Origin of the sequence: Mangrovicoccus algicola (genome assembly GCF_014903745.1) — a bacterium.
GTDB lineage: Bacteria > Pseudomonadota > Alphaproteobacteria > Rhodobacterales > Rhodobacteraceae > Mangrovicoccus > Mangrovicoccus algicola.
Map to the genome: position 1 here is coordinate 64,150 of NZ_JACVXA010000008.1, position 13,687 is coordinate 77,836.

Below are 13,687 nucleotides of genomic sequence, written 5' to 3' on the forward strand. Positions count from 1 at the left end.
GCGGGTAACCTGCCCCGGTGCGGGCCGAATCCGGCCTTCCGCACCGCAGCGAAACGCGCAACGCAGGGGGCTTTCGGGTCCCGTCAATTCCGGCGGAAACCCCGGTTTTGCCTATATCTGCTTGACCTTTCCACCGCTCGCCTGTTGAACCGGCCCATCTGGAAACCCGAAGGCTGCGTGTGCGATGAATGATCAAAACAAGAACCTGATTCTGGCGACGGTGTTGTCCTTTGTCGTGCTGATGGGCTGGTTCTTCCTGTTCCCGCCGCAGGAGCCGCCGCAGCCCGAAGCGCCCGTCGCGGAGCAGACCGCCGCGCCGACCGGGGAAACCACCGCGGCCACGCCGCCCGGCCTGGCCCAGGAGGGTGGCACCGCGCCGCCCGCGGCCGGGGAAGCCGCGGCGGACAGCCCCCGGATCGCCATCGACACGCCCAGCCTGACCGGCTCCATCGCGCTGACCGGCGGCCGCATCGACGACCTGTCGCTGCGCAACTACCACGAGTCTCTCGACCCCGGCAGCGCCGAGGTCAGCCTGCTGAGCCCCGTGGGGCAGCCCCAGGCCTATTACGCGATGTTCGGCTGGGCGCCGGGCGGCGACCTGGACTTTGCCGCCGTGCCCGGCGCCACCACGCCCTGGCAGGTGGAAAGCGGCGAAACCCTTGCCCCGGGCGCACCGGTGAGCCTGATCTGGGACAATGGCGCGGGCCTGGTCTTCCGCCGCACGATCTCGATCGACGACAAGTTCATGTTCTCCGTGACCCAGAGCGTCGAGAACACGACCGAAACCCAGCAGCGCCTGGCCCCCTACGGCCTTGTCGCCCGCCACGGGGAACCTGACAGCAAGAAGTTCTTCATCCTGCACGAAGGCGTCGTGCGGATGAGCGACGGCGCGCTGGAGGAAATCAAGTACAACAAGATGCCCGACCTGGATGTCGTGGCGCGCGAACAGGCCCCGGCGGAGGTGACGAGCGTCGCCGACAAGGGGTGGATCGGCTTCACCGACAAGTACTGGATGACGACGCTGATCCCGGCGCAGGGATCCGGGTTCACCTCGGTGGCCAAATACGTCCCCGGCAGCGACATCTACCAGACCGAGACGCGCCTGCCGACCGTCACCGTCGCTCCCGGCGAAACCCGCGAGATCACGTCGCAGCTTTTCGCGGGCGCCAAGGAATGGGAAACCATCAAGAATTACCAGGCTGCAGGGGTCGACCGCTTCATCGACTCCATCGACTGGGGCTGGTTCTTCTTCCTGACCAAGCCGATCTTCTGGCTGCTGCACGAACTGCACGCGATCATCGGCAACATGGGCTGGTCGATCATCGTGCTGACGCTGATCCTCAAGATCATCCTCTTCCCGCTGGCCTACAAATCCTACGCTTCGATGGCGAAGATGAAGGAACTTCAGCCGGAGATGGAGAAGATCAAGGAGAAGGCCGGCGACGACCGCATGAAAATGCAGCAGGAGATGATGGCCCTCTACAAGAAGGAAAAGGTCAACCCCGCCGCGGGCTGCCTGCCGATCCTTCTGCAGATCCCGATCTTCTTCTCGCTCTACAAGGTGATCTTCGTCACGCTGGAACTGCGTCACGCCGCCTGGCTGGGCTGGATCCGCGACCTGTCGGCGCCCGATCCCTCCTCGATCCTCAACCTCTTCGGGCTGATGCCCTGGGGCGTGCCGGACCCGGCCAGCTTCTTCGCGATCCTCAGCCTCGGCGTGCTGCCGATCCTGCTGGGCGTCTCGATGTGGCTGCAGCAGAAACTGAACCCGGCGCCCTCCGACCCGACGCAGCAGATGATCTTTGCCTGGATGCCCTGGGTCTTCATGTTCATGCTGGGCAATTTCGCCAGCGGCCTGGTGCTCTACTGGATCACCAACAACACGCTGACCTTCATCCAGCAATACACGATCATGCGGCGCCATGGCTACAAGCCGGACATTTTCGGCAACATCAAGTCCAGCTTCGGCTTCCTGAAACGGAAGAAGAAGGACGCCAAATGACCATGCGCCTTGCCCATATCTGGCGGCATCCCGTCAAGGGCATCGGCACGGAACGGCTCGGCTCGGCTCATCTAGAGCCGGGCCGTCCCGTTTCGGGGGACCGCGCCTGGGCGATGCTGCGCGAGGGGGTCGAGGCGACCGGCGGCTGGCAGAAATGCGCGGGCTTCCTGCGCGGTGCCAACGGCCCGCGGCTGATGGCGGTCACGGCGCAGACCACCGGGGACGGGCTGATCCTGCGCCACCCCGACCGCGCGCCGCTGCAATTCGATCCCGCGACCGAGGGAGACCGGCTGATTGCCTGGCTCGGCGATCTCTGGCCCGAGGGGCTGCCGCGCCCCGAGAGGCTGGTGAAGGCCCCGCCCGAGGGCATGTCCGACATGGCCTACCCCTCCGTCTCGGTGCTGAACCTCGCCTCGCTGGCCGAGCTGGCGGCCGCGCTCGGACAGGAAACCCTCGACATGCGCCGTTTCCGCGGCAACCTGTGGATCGGGGGCGCCGCCGCCTGGGCCGAATGGGACTGGGTCGGCCGCCGCCTGGCGATCGGCGACGCGGTGCTGGAGGTCGTCGAGCGCAATACCCGCTGCCTGGCCACCCATGCCAGCCCCGAAACCGGGACGCGCGACCTGGACGTGCTGCGCACCCTCTCGGGACGCTGGGGCCATCGCGATTTCGGCGTCTATGCCCGCGTCCTGTCCCCCGGCCGCATCGCCCCGGGCGATACCGCCACCCTGATCTGACCGCAGCCGCGCGCGCCCCGCGCGGTGCCCGCCCCCGCAACCCGGAGACCCCAGATGACGCAGATGTCCTTTCCGCTTGCCGAGGAGCCCGACGAGCTGTCCCGCGAGGCCGGGCGCAAGCTTTTCGCCGGCGAGACGAGTTTCGTGAAAGGCGTCGTCGCCATGTCGGGCCTGCCCCCGGCCGACAGGCTGGAGATCTGCTTTGCCGGGCGCTCCAATGTCGGGAAATCCTCGCTGATCAATGCGCTGACCGGACGCAAGGGGCTGGCCCGGGCGTCGAACACGCCCGGACGGACGCAGGAGATCAACTATTTCGAACGCGATGCGCTCTACCTCGTCGACCTGCCCGGCTATGGTTTCGCCAATGCGCCGGTGGCCACGGTGGCGAAATGGCAGGAGCTGATGCGCGCCTATCTCTCGGGCCGCCCCACCCTGCGCCGCGCCTTCGTCCTGATCGACAGCCGCCACGGCATCAAGAAGGTCGATGACGAGATCCTGACGCTGCTGGACAAGGCGGCCGTGACCTTCCAGGTGGTGCTGACCAAGGCCGACAAGATCAAGACCAGCGAATACCCTGCCCTGCTGGAACAGGTCGGCAAGGCGCTGGCGAAACACCCCGCCGCCTATCCGGAGCTGATCCTGACCTCGTCGGAAAAGGGCGAGGGCATCCCGACCCTGCGCAGCACGATCAACGGCCTCCTGGCGGACTAGCGCCGCCGGTCACACCGCGAAGTCCAGCGGCGCGAATTCCGCCTGATCCGCCGCGACCGCTGCCTTCAGGTCCTGCATCAGCGCGGGATCCGCCGCGTGCACCCTGCTCCAGTTCGGCATGGAGGGGGTGGCATGCGGGCTTTCCAGGAAGATCTGCCCGGCGCGGGTGATGTTGTCGGCGAACAGCTCGACCGTGCGTTCCTCGCTGTGCCGGTCCAGGCTCAGCCCGTTCATCTTGGCGTCATGGGCATAGACCTCCACCATGTCCAGCGCGCGGCGGTAATAGACCGCCTTCAGCGTGCGGAACGTGTCGGTGGAGAACACCGTGCCGTCCACGGCCAGCTTGCGGAAGATCGCCTTGCAGATATCGGTGGACATGCGGTTCAGCCCGTCGCTGGCCTCGTCGGGGCTGACCTCCTGGTGCTTGTGGTCATAGGCATCCGAGATTTCCACCTGGCAGACAGCGCCCGGGCCCAGGTTGCGCCAGGCCTCGGAGAGGACGCCGATTTCCAGCCCCCAATCCGACGGGATGCGCAGATCGGGCAGGATCCCCGTGCGCAGCGCGAACTCGCCCGACAGCGGATAGCGGAAGCTGCGCAGGTAATCGATGTAGTCGCGATCGCCGATCACCTTCTTCAGCGCGATCAGCAAGGGCGACACCAGAAGCCGCGTCACCCGCCCGTTCAGCTTGCCCTCGCCAATCCGGGGGTAGAACCCCTTGGACAGCTGGTAGGGGAAATTCGGATTGGCCACCGGATAGACCAGCCGCGCCAGCATCCCCTGGTCATAGGTGACGATATCGCAGTCATGCGTCGCCATGACCGCCGAATCCGCACAGGCGATCAGGTAGCCCATCGAGGTCCAGACATTCTTGCCCTTGCCGGGTTCCGGTGGCGCCAGGCCCAGACCGGCCAGCCGCGCCTCGATCCCCTGCATCCGCGGCGAGCCGTTCCAGATCACCACGTGGTTCTGCGGCAGGCGGGAAAAGAAATCGCGGGCCATGCGGTACTGGCGTTCATCCGCGCGGTCCAGCCCGATGATGATCCGGTGCAGGTAGCGCACCTTGCCGAGCTCGGCCAGGATGTTGGCCAGGGCCGGGCCCTCCAGCTCGGAATAGAGCGAGGGCAGGATCAGGCTGATCCGCCGGGTCTGGGCATAGGCCTCGATCTCGTAGATCATCTCCTCCAGCGGCCGGGCGCGGAGGTTGTGGAACTGGGCGATATTGCCGTTCTGGTGGAAGTCGGCCATGTCAGCTCTCCTGCGGGGCAAGTCCCGCGGTCAGGTCGAGGATCGCGGCATTCCAGCCCTCGGGGCCCTCTGCCGCGCTCCGGCGTATGCGTCCCGCTGCCTCGCCGGACAGTTCGGGCAGGCCGGGGCCATGCGGGTTGCGGATGATCACGCCATGGGTGGCCGCCTCGATCATCTCGCGGTCATTGGGCGCGTCTCCCAGCGCCACGGTCGTTCCGGCGCCGTAGCGCAGGGCGATCTCCGCCATGCGCCCGGCCTTGGTCGCGCCGAAGGACAGGGTCAGGAACCGCCCGCCATCGCGGGCCGCCAGGCCCAGCCGCTCCAGCTCGCCGAGGAATGCGCGGCGTTCCTCCGCGGTTCCCTGCCACAGCCCGGGTTCGGAGAATTTCCGCCGCCGCGCCAGCGCCGCCGCCGCCGGCGACAGCCCGGTCAGCGCCGCGACCTGCCGGTCATCCATGTCGCCGAAGCCGCAGAACCGCGCGCGCAGGGGGGGCGGCACCTCTTCCAGCAGCCAGCGCAGCCGTCGATAGGCCGGGGCCTCCGCCGCCTCGGCATCGCCGGGCTGCCAGATGCCCGCGCCATTCTCCACGATCGCGGGCGCCTGCCCCAGTCCCAGCGCCCCGTGCAGGGGCGCGATCTCCGCGGCGGTCTTGGAACTGGCGAGGATCAGCGGAATGCCGAGGGCCGCCAGCCGGTCGAGCGCGGGGCGCGCGGGGCTCCAGTCATAGGTGGCATGGTCCAGAAGCGTGCCGTCGAGATCGGTAAAGACAAGCCAGGTCAGGGCGCTGTTCCGTTTCGCTGTCCGGGGCGGGGGCGCCCTGTCCCGGCAGGGAACACCAAATCGCGGCCCCTGCCAAGTGCCGCGATGCGGCGAAGCTCAGACATGCTGCCCGGCATTCACCTCGATCTCCGTGCCCGTGACATAGGAGGAGCCGGGCGAGCAGAGGAAGAAGATCACATCCGCCACTTCCGAGGGCTGGCCGAGGCGGCGCAGCGGCAGGGTCTCGACGATCTTCTCGGTCCCGGGGCTGAGGATGGACGTCTCGATCTCGCCCGGCGCGATGGCATTCACCCGGACGCCCAGCGGGCCGAAATCATGCGCCATCTCGCGGGTCAGCGCCTTCAGCGCCGCCTTCGAGGTCGCATAGGCCGCGCCCGCAAAGGGATGGACCTGGTTGCCCGCGATCGAGGTGACATTGACCACCGCGCCCTTCGCCGCGGCCAGTTCGTTGCAGAGCCCGCGGGCCAGGACGATCGGCGCGAAGAAATTGACGTGGAAGACCCGCCCCCAGGTGCGCAGGTCCGTCTCCAGCGTGTTCAGCCGTCCGCCTTCTTCCGATTTGGGCGAGATCCCGGCATTGTTGACCAGCGCATCCAGGCGGCCGTCGATGCGGTCGCGGATCCGCTCGATGGCCTCGATGGTGCTCTGCGGATCGCCCAGATCGATCTGGATGTGGTTCTCCTCGCCGCCCGGCCAGGGACAGCGGGCATCGAAGGGCTGGCGCGAACAAGTCAGCACCCGCCATCCCTCGGCCGAGAAACGCTTTACCGTGGCATGACCGATCCCGCGGCTGGCGCCGGTCAAAAGCAGGGTCTTCTGAGGCGACATCGCACCGGTCCTTTCCTCGTTACCGGACCAGTCTAGAGGCTCGGCCGCCCCGGGGAAAGCTGCCCTTGAGGGATTCCCCGCGAGCGATTAGGAGGAACCGTCCCCCGAGGTGCGCGAGATGAAAAAACAGATGTCCCAGACCCGCGACTGGATCGCAACCGCCAAGACCCTGTCCGAGGCCCTGCCCTACCTGCAGCGCTACGAGGGCGCGACGATCGTCATCAAGCTCGGCGGCCATGCCATGGGCTCGGATGAGGCGATGGAGGAATTCGCCCGCGACATCGTCCTGATGCGGCAGGTCGGCGTGCATCCGGTGATCGTCCATGGCGGCGGCCCGATGATCAACTCTATGCTCAAGCGGCTGGACATCCAGTCGGAATTCGTCGGCGGCAAGCGCGTCACCGATGCCGCCACCGTCGAGGTGGTGGAGATGGTCCTGTCGGGGCTGATCAACAAGCGCGTGGTCCAGGCGATCAACGACCAGGGCGGGCGCGCGGTCGGCATTTCCGGCAAGGATGCCGGGCTGATGATCTGCCGCCAGGATGACCCCTCGCTGGGGCTGGTCGGCACGCCCGAGACCATCGATACGCGGCTGCTGGAGACCCTGACCACGGCCGAGCTGATCCCCGTGATCGCGCCGCTCGGCGTCAGCCGCGAGGGCCAGACGATGAATGTCAACGGCGACACCGCCGCCGGCGCCATCGCCGGCGCGCTGCAGGCGCGGCGGCTGCTGCTGCTGACCGACGTGGCGGGGGTCAAGAACGCGGCCGGCGACGTGATGACCGAACTGACGGCGTCGCAGATCCGCGAGATGACCGAGGAGGGCGTCATCGCCGGCGGCATGATCCCCAAGACGGAAACCGCGCTGGATGCGCTGGCGCGCGGCGTGCGCGCGGCGGTGATCCTCGACGGGCGCGTGCCCAATGCCTGCCTGCTGGAGCTGTTCACCGATCACGGTGTCGGCTCGATGATCCGCCGCGGCTGAGCCCCGGCCCGCCCGCGCCGCATCCCCGGCGCGGGTCCGTTGACCCGAAAGCGATTGCCATGCCGCTCCTGATCCTGATCCGCCACGCCAAGTCCGACTGGTCGCATGACAGCCTGGACGACCATGCGCGTCCGCTGAATGCCCGCGGCCGGGCGGCGGCGCCGCTGATCGGGCGGGACCTTGCGGCGCGCGGGCTGGTGCCCGATCAGGTCCTGTGCTCCTCGGCCCTGCGCACCCGCCAGACCTGGGAGGCCATCGCAGCCGAACTGGCCGGCCCCGCCGAGGCCGATATCCGGCCCGCCCTCTACCATGCGCAGCCCGAGGCGATGATGGATCTCCTGCGCCGGGCCACCGGGCAGGTCGTGGCGATGATCGGCCACAATCCCGGGATCGGCGCGCTGGCCCACCAGATCCTGGCGGCGCGGCCCGCCCATGCGAAATTCGCCACCTACCCGACCGGCGCGACGCTGATCGCGCAAATCGACGACTGGGCCGGGCTGCGGAACGGCGGCGCGAAACTGTCGGATTTCCTCGTCCCGCGCGACCTGCCCGGCCATCCCTGAGGATCAGCGCCGCGCCTCTGCCGCGATCAGCGCGGCATGGGCGGCCGGGTCCGCCCGGTGCAGGCTGTCCAGCATCTGCTGCGCCCGGTCGCCCAGGCGCGCCGTTTCCTCGGCCTTCACCGCCTCCACCTTCGCGCGCAGTGCCAGCGCCCGCGCGATGCGCGGATCGGCCGCCAGGCCGGGATCGCGCTCCGCCATCGCCGCCACCGCATCCAGGATCGTGCCCAGCTGCGATCCGTAGCTGGCAACCTCGGCCGTCACGCGGCGTTCGATCGCGGGAACCCCGGCGAAATCCGGGGCGATCTCCTGCGCGACATCGCCCGAAAGCGGCGCCCGGAAGATCGCCGAGAAGGGAAAGACATTCATCCCGCGCCCTCCCCGCCCCGTCTCAGTGGCCGAGGATCTGGCTGAGGAACAGCTTGGTCCGCTCGCTCTGGGGATTGTTGAAGAAGGCCCGCGGCTCGTTCTGTTCGACGATCTGCCCCTGGTCCATGAAGATCACCCGGTTCGCCACCGCCTGGGCAAAGCCCATCTCATGGGTGACGCAGAGCATGGTCATCCCCTCCTCGGCCAGCTGGATCATGGTGTCCAGCACCTCCTTGATCATCTCGGGATCCAGCGCCGAGGTCGGTTCGTCGAACAGCATGATCTTGGGCCGCATGCACAGGCTGCGGGCGATGGCGACGCGCTGCTGCTGCCCGCCCGAAAGCTGGCCCGGATACTTGTTGGCCTGGTCGGGGATCTTCACCTTCTCCAGGTAATGCATCGCCGTCTCGATCGCTTCCTTGCGGGGCACCTTGCGCACCCAGATCGGCGCAAGGGTGCAGTTCTCCAGGATCGTCAGATGCGGGAACAGGTTGAAATGCTGGAAGCACATCCCGACCTCGGAGCGGACCTTGTCGATATTCTTCAGATCCGAGGACAGGACCGTGCCGTCGACGGTGATCTTGCCCTCCTGGTGTTCCTCCAGCGCGTTGATGCAGCGGATCATCGTCGACTTGCCCGATCCCGATGGCCCGCAGATCACGATGCGTTCGCCGCGATAGACGGTCAGGTTGATGTCGCGCAGGACGTGGAACTGCCCGTACCACTTGTTCATGCTGCGGATGTCGATGGCCACCTCGTCGGAGACGGCCATGGCGGGGCTTTGCGCGGTGTCGGTCATGATGGTCCCTCAGCGATGGCCGGTATTGAGCTTGCGCTCCAGGTACATGGAGTAGCGCGACATGGAGAAGCAGAAGAGGAAGAAGACGAAGCCGATGAAGGCGAAGAGTTCCCAGTAGATGCCGTTCCAGGCGGAGTCGGCGCGGATCGCGTTCGACAGCCCGATCGGGTCGAGAATGCCGATGATCGAGACCAGCGTCGTGTCCTTGAACAGCCCGATGAAGGTGGAGACGATGCCGGGAATGGCGATTTTCAGCGCCTGCGGCATGATGATCAGCCGCTGGGCCTGCCAGTAATCCAGCCCCAGGCTGTCAGCCGCCTCGTATTGGCCCTTGGGCAGCGCGGCCAGCCCCCCGCGCACCACCTCGGCGATATAGGCGGCGGAAAACAGCGTCGCCATGATGATGACCCGCACGATCAGGTCGAAATTCGTTCCCGGCGGCATGAAGTAGTTCAAGAGCGTCGAGGCGACGAAAAGCAGCGTGATCAGCGGCACGCCGCGGATGAACTCGATGAAGGCCACGGAGAAGCTGCGCACGATGAACAGGTCGGTCTGCCGGCCCAGGGCCAGCAGGATCCCCAGGGGCAGCGACAGGGTGATGGCGCTCATGCCGATCACGACCGACACCATGAACCCGCCGAACTTGTTCGATTCCACCGGCTCGAGCCCCAGCGGCAGCAGGGCGCTCAGGCCGCGGCCCAGCGGGCCCATCACCAGGATCCACCACAGCAGCGGCAGAAGGACGGCCAGCGCCACGGCCAGGATCGCGTTGACCCGGCCGCCCAGCCGCCAGCCAAGCGCCGCCACGCCGAACCCCGCCAGCGCCAGGAGCGGCGTCCAGACCGGCCCGCCCCAAAGCAGCCAGGCGCCCAGGAACGGGTAGAGCACCGAGAAGACCAGCATCCGCCGCGGCAGCCCGGTGAACAGCACCGGCGCCAGCGCCACCAGCATCAGCACGAAGGTCAGGTTGGGCCGCCACAGGAAATCCCAGGGATAGAACCCGTAGACCAGCTGCAGGAACCTTTCGCGCACCACCGCCCAGCAGGCGCCGGAATGCTCGGTGCCCCAGGTCTCGTCGATGATCTGTCGGCATTCCGCCAGGCTGTCGGCATTCCACACGGACAGGAACACCCAGGGCAGCAAATGCGACAGCAGCAGCGCCACCACCCCCAGCGTGACCACGGTCATGGCCGAATTCACCGGCCCGGCGAAAAGGTTGCGCCGCATCCAGCCGGCCGGACCGACCGAGGTCACCGGCGGCGGCTTCTGCTCCAGCATGCGGGTGCGGACATAGGGGGTCATCGCCATCTCACCGCTCCTTCAACTTGACGCGCTGGTTGTAGAGGTTGAACACCCCCGAGATGACCAGCGAGATCGCCAGGTAGATCAGCATGGTCAGCATGACGCATTCCAGTTCCCGCCCCGACAGGTTCAGCGAGGTGCCCATCAGGGTGCCGGTGAGGTCCATGTAGCCGACGCCGATGGCCAGCGAGCTGTTCTTGGTCAGGTTCAGGTATTGCGAGATCAGCGGCGGGATGATGACCCGCAGCGCCTGGGGCAGGATCACCAGCCGCATGGTGCGGTTCGGGCGCAATCCCAGCGCGGCGGCCGCCTCGCTCTGGCCCTTGGAGATCGCGATGATGCCGCCGCGCACGATCTCGGCGATGAAGGCGGCGGTATAGAGGCTCAGCGCCAGCCACAGCGCGATGAAGGAATTGCGCAGGTAGATGCCGCCGGCGAAGTTGAAACCCTTGAGTTCGGGATAGCCCAGGTGAAAGCCCAGCAGCGCCAGCAGGACCAGCACCGGCAGCGCGATCACCCCCAGCGACAGGTACCAGGTGGTCGGCCGGTCGCCGGTTGCGTTCTGGATGCGCTCGGCGCGGCGCCCGATGGCACGCACGGCAAGCATCCCTGCGGCCAGCACGGCCAGCAGGGCCAGCAGGTCGAGCGAGATGTCGAAGATGCCGAAAAACGGAACCTCGCCCAGGCTGCGCGTGAAAAGCGGCTCGGGCAGGTAGATCCCGCGATTGGTGAAGGCCACCGCGTCGAACAGCATCGAGGCGGCCGGATCGTCGCCGCGGAAATCGCGCGGCTGCGGCAGCGCCTCGATCAGGATGGCCATGGCCAGCACGATCCACAGCAGGACCGGCACGTTGCGGAACGCCTCGACATAGACCGTCATGACCCGCGCCACCAGCCAGTTGGAGGACAGGCGCAGCACCCCGACGATCACGCCCACCACCGTCGCCAGCACGCAGCCCAGCACCGCCACCAGCAGCGTGTTGAGCAGCCCGACCAGCGCCGCCCGGGCATGGCTGTCCTGGCTGTCATACTTGATGAGCATCTGGTTGATGTCGTAATTCGCCGGCGCCCAGAGGAAGGTGAAATCGATCGGCTTGCCGAGCGCGGCGAGATTGTAGGCGACATTGGCGCCCAGCCAGTAGATCAGGGACAGCACCCCGATCAGCGTGACGATCTGGATCGTCATCGAGCGGTAGCGCGTGTCGTAAATCAGCTGCGACAGGCGGAACCCGCCCTGCGGCGGCTCGCTGACAGTGGCCATGGATGCTCCTTCGGGACGGCGGGCGGGAAGGGTTGCGGAGGCAGGCGCCGGATGCAGCGGGGGCGCGGAAACTCCGCGCCCCCGGTCGATCTCAGCGGAAGGGCGGCGCGTATTGCAGCCCGCCTTCGGTCCACTGCGCGTTCAGCCCGCGCGCCAGACCGATCGGCGTGCCCTCGCCGATGTATTTCTCGAAGATCTCGCCGTAATTGCCTTCGGCCTTGATCGCGTTCTTGGCCCAGTCGGCCGAGAGGCCGAGCATCTCGCCGAGATTGCCCTCGGTGCCCAAGAGGCGGGCGATCTCGGGGTTCTCGGTGGAGGCCGAGAGTTCCTCGATATTGGCAGAGGTCACGCCCAGCTCCTCGGCGGCCAGAAGCGCGTTATGCACCCAGCGCACCAGATCGGCCCAGTCGCTGTCGCCATGGCGCACCAGCGGCCCCAGCGGTTCCTTGGACACGATTTCCGGCAGGATGATGTGATCGCCCGGCGCCTCGAAGGAGGCGCGGGTGGCGGCAAGTCCCGACGCATCGGTGGTGTAGACGTCGCAGGCGCCGGCAAGGTATTGCTGCTGCGCCTCGGCATTGGTCTCGATCGGGACCGGCTCGTAGCTGATGTTGTTGGCGCGGAAGAAGTCCGACAGGTTCAGTTCGGTCGTGGTGCCCTTCTGGATGCAGACCGTGGCGCCGTCGAGTTCGCGCGCGGAGGTCACGCCCAGCTCCTTGGGCACCATGAAGCCCTGGCCGTCATAGTAGTTCACGCCGACGAAATCGAGCTTGAGATCGACATCGCGGGTGAAGGTCCAGGTCGTGTTGCGCACCACCAGGTCGACCTCGCCCGCGGCAAGCGCGGTGAAGCGGTTGGTGGTGGTCAGCGGCTTGAACTCGATCTTCTCGGGGTCGCCGAAGATCGCGGCGGCCACCGCGCGGCACCAGGCCACGTCGAAGCCTTCGTAACGGCCATTCGCGTCGGGCGCAGCAAAGCCGACGAGGCCGGTATTGGTGCCGCAGATCAGCTCGCCCCGGGCCTTCACGTCGTCCAGCGTATTGGCGGAAACCATCCCCGCCGCGACACCGGCAGCCGCCAGCACGCCCCAAAATACCGTCTTGGTCATTTGTACCTCTTCCTGTGCGCCGCCATGAGCGGCTTTTCGCCGGTTCGCTGCCGGCCTCGGTCCCTGATTTATCGTGGTGAGCCCCTCACCGCCGAAATTCCTGCAGGTTGCGGGCCATCGGTCAAGGCTTTGAACCCCCTCGACGTGGGAAAACTGACGGTTTTTTCAGCAGACGCCGCGGCGCGGGGCAAAAACAAGGCAGGGGGCAAAAGCCCCGCCGGGCCCGGAAGACAGGCCGCGGGGCAGGAGGATCGAGTCAGGGGGCCGCGCAGGCGGCCGGGGTCAGATGGCGCGGATCAGCGTGAAGGCGCGATGGGCCGTCAGGAAGGCTTCGCGTTTCAGCGCCGCGATCGCGGCCGCCTCCTCGTCCTCGCCCCATTGCCGCGCCTGCCAGTCCTCGTCGATCCGCGAGGCGGTCCAGGCGTCATGCGGCGTGATGGCGCCGTGGATCACCGCCAGCGCGATGACCAGCGAGCCCGAAATCGTGACCAGGTCATGAAAGGCCGAGAGTTCGAACGCATCCAGCGCGTGGACCTCGGCGGCAAGGGCGGCAAGGCTGGCCGGGGGCTGGGGCAGGTGCATGACCCCCGCCCCGGTATCCAGCGGTGCGCCGAATTGGCCCGCCGACCAGATCAGCAACGGATCCCAGGCCGCGCCCTGTGCATCCGCCAGGTCGGCCGGGGCCTCGGCTCGATAGCACAGGAGGTCGGTGCCGCCATATTCCGACAGCATCGCGGCGACGGCCGCATGCTGGTGCGCGACATTGTCGATGGCCGAATTCGCCAGCCGCGTCAGCGGCATGGTCGCGGGATCCACGGTCTCGACCTGGGCATCCCATTCGCCGGCCACGGCCTCGGCAAAGGCTCGCGACGGCAGCAGCAGAGCGGCCTTGGCGGGGGTCTTCACCGCGCGGCCGTCCAGGCGCACGGTCCAGCCCTCCGCGGTCTCGACCGCCTCCGCCGCCTTCCAGAACCGTTTCGGCGCCCAATCGGCCAT

At 67.3% G+C, this 13,687-nt stretch carries 14 protein-coding genes; 5 read left to right on the forward strand and 9 right to left on the reverse strand.

Annotated features, from left to right (window positions below):
- Window positions 1-184 precede the first annotated feature (184 nt).
- From yidC to yihA, 3 genes are read left to right on the forward strand one after another with little or no spacing between them, the layout of a single operon-like run.
- Window positions 185-2,002, forward strand: a complete 1,818-nt coding sequence (gene yidC, locus ICN82_RS04115; protein ID WP_193179924.1) for a membrane protein insertase YidC — start codon at window positions 185-187, stop codon at window positions 2,000-2,002.
- Window positions 1,999-2,739 carry an MOSC domain-containing protein gene (locus ICN82_RS04120; RefSeq protein WP_193179926.1) on the forward strand — a complete coding sequence of 247 codons (741 nt, stop codon included), beginning with the start codon at window positions 1,999-2,001 and terminating at the stop codon, window positions 2,737-2,739. The genes yidC and ICN82_RS04120 overlap by 4 nt, the downstream gene beginning before the upstream one ends.
- 54 nt (window positions 2,740-2,793) lie before the next feature.
- Window positions 2,794-3,450 carry a ribosome biogenesis GTP-binding protein YihA/YsxC gene (gene yihA / locus ICN82_RS04125; RefSeq protein WP_193179928.1) on the forward strand — a complete coding sequence of 219 codons (657 nt, stop codon included), beginning with the start codon at window positions 2,794-2,796 and terminating at the stop codon, window positions 3,448-3,450.
- A gap of 9 nt (window positions 3,451-3,459) precedes the next feature.
- Here the strand turns inward: yihA and ICN82_RS04130 are convergent, their stop codons facing one another.
- From ICN82_RS04130 to ICN82_RS04140, 3 genes are all read right to left on the reverse strand, one after another.
- Window positions 3,460-4,698 carry a glycosyltransferase family protein gene (locus tag ICN82_RS04130; RefSeq protein ID WP_193179930.1) on the reverse strand — a complete coding sequence of 413 codons (1,239 nt, stop codon included), beginning with the start codon at window positions 4,696-4,698 and terminating at the stop codon, window positions 3,460-3,462.
- A 1-nt stretch (window position 4,699) separates the two neighbouring features.
- A complete protein-coding gene (locus ICN82_RS04135) occupies window positions 4,700-5,479 on the reverse strand; it encodes an HAD-IIB family hydrolase (protein WP_193180034.1) in 780 nt (259 codons plus the stop codon).
- A gap of 96 nt (window positions 5,480-5,575) precedes the next feature.
- Window positions 5,576-6,307 (reverse strand): SDR family NAD(P)-dependent oxidoreductase, encoded by a 732-nt coding sequence (locus ICN82_RS04140; RefSeq protein ID WP_193179932.1) that lies wholly within the window; start codon window positions 6,305-6,307, stop codon window positions 5,576-5,578.
- Between the two features lie 118 nt (window positions 6,308-6,425).
- On the opposite strand from ICN82_RS04140, the gene argB reads away from it, so the two are divergent.
- Both argB and ICN82_RS04150 read left to right on the forward strand, forming a co-directional pair.
- On the forward strand, window positions 6,426-7,292 hold the full coding sequence (argB, locus tag ICN82_RS04145; RefSeq protein WP_193179934.1) for an acetylglutamate kinase: 867 nt from the start codon (window positions 6,426-6,428) through the stop codon (window positions 7,290-7,292).
- A 59-nt stretch (window positions 7,293-7,351) separates the two neighbouring features.
- Window positions 7,352-7,855 (forward strand): SixA phosphatase family protein, encoded by a 504-nt coding sequence (locus ICN82_RS04150; RefSeq protein WP_193179936.1) that lies wholly within the window; start codon window positions 7,352-7,354, stop codon window positions 7,853-7,855.
- 3 nt (window positions 7,856-7,858) lie between these two features.
- On the opposite strand, the gene ICN82_RS04155 is transcribed toward ICN82_RS04150, so the two are convergent.
- The 6 genes from ICN82_RS04155 to ICN82_RS04180 all read right to left on the reverse strand — a co-directional run bounded on the left by ICN82_RS04155 (window position 7,859) and on the right by ICN82_RS04180 (window position 13,687).
- A complete protein-coding gene (locus tag ICN82_RS04155; RefSeq protein WP_193179938.1) occupies window positions 7,859-8,221 on the reverse strand; it encodes a hypothetical protein in 363 nt (120 codons plus the stop codon).
- 22 nt (window positions 8,222-8,243) lie between these two features.
- Window positions 8,244-9,020: an amino acid ABC transporter ATP-binding protein gene (locus tag ICN82_RS04160; RefSeq protein ID WP_330998959.1), complete on the reverse strand. Its 777-nt coding sequence runs from the start codon at window positions 9,018-9,020 to the stop codon at window positions 8,244-8,246.
- A gap of 9 nt (window positions 9,021-9,029) precedes the next feature.
- A complete protein-coding gene (locus tag ICN82_RS04165; RefSeq protein ID WP_193179940.1) occupies window positions 9,030-10,328 on the reverse strand; it encodes an amino acid ABC transporter permease in 1,299 nt (432 codons plus the stop codon).
- A 1-nt stretch (window position 10,329) separates the two neighbouring features.
- Window positions 10,330-11,583, reverse strand: a complete 1,254-nt coding sequence (locus ICN82_RS04170; RefSeq protein ID WP_193179942.1) for an amino acid ABC transporter permease — start codon at window positions 11,581-11,583, stop codon at window positions 10,330-10,332.
- Window positions 11,584-11,674: 91 nt separating this feature from the next.
- Window positions 11,675-12,691 (reverse strand): amino acid ABC transporter substrate-binding protein, encoded by a 1,017-nt coding sequence (locus tag ICN82_RS04175; protein ID WP_193179944.1) that lies wholly within the window; start codon window positions 12,689-12,691, stop codon window positions 11,675-11,677.
- 282 nt (window positions 12,692-12,973) lie between these two features.
- A complete protein-coding gene (locus tag ICN82_RS04180) occupies window positions 12,974-13,687 on the reverse strand; it encodes an ATP12 family chaperone protein (RefSeq protein WP_193179946.1) in 714 nt (237 codons plus the stop codon).

Coding starts and splice junctions, on each gene's coding strand:
- ICN82_RS04180 (WP_193179946.1), bottom strand. CDS start 13,687: ATGGCCGATTGGGCGCCGAAACGGTTCTGGAAGGCGGCGGAGGCGGTC.
- ICN82_RS04170 (WP_193179942.1), bottom strand. CDS start 11,583: ATGGCCACTGTCAGCGAGCCGCCGCAGGGCGGGTTCCGCCTGTCGCAG.
- ICN82_RS04150 (WP_193179936.1), top strand. CDS start 7,352: ATGCCGCTCCTGATCCTGATCCGCCACGCCAAGTCCGACTGGTCGCAT.
- ICN82_RS04140 (WP_193179932.1), bottom strand. CDS start 6,307: ATGTCGCCTCAGAAGACCCTGCTTTTGACCGGCGCCAGCCGCGGGATC.
- ICN82_RS04155 (WP_193179938.1), bottom strand. CDS start 8,221: ATGAATGTCTTTCCCTTCTCGGCGATCTTCCGGGCGCCGCTTTCGGGC.
- ICN82_RS04175 (WP_193179944.1), bottom strand. CDS start 12,691: ATGACCAAGACGGTATTTTGGGGCGTGCTGGCGGCTGCCGGTGTCGCG.
- yihA (WP_193179928.1), top strand. CDS start 2,794: ATGACGCAGATGTCCTTTCCGCTTGCCGAGGAGCCCGACGAGCTGTCC.
- argB (WP_193179934.1), top strand. CDS start 6,426: ATGAAAAAACAGATGTCCCAGACCCGCGACTGGATCGCAACCGCCAAG.
- ICN82_RS04120 (WP_193179926.1), top strand. CDS start 1,999: ATGACCATGCGCCTTGCCCATATCTGGCGGCATCCCGTCAAGGGCATC.
- ICN82_RS04130 (WP_193179930.1), bottom strand. CDS start 4,698: ATGGCCGACTTCCACCAGAACGGCAATATCGCCCAGTTCCACAACCTC.
- yidC (WP_193179924.1), top strand. CDS start 185: ATGAATGATCAAAACAAGAACCTGATTCTGGCGACGGTGTTGTCCTTT.
- ICN82_RS04160 (WP_330998959.1), bottom strand. CDS start 9,020: ATGACCGACACCGCGCAAAGCCCCGCCATGGCCGTCTCCGACGAGGTG.
- ICN82_RS04165 (WP_193179940.1), bottom strand. CDS start 10,328: ATGGCGATGACCCCCTATGTCCGCACCCGCATGCTGGAGCAGAAGCCG.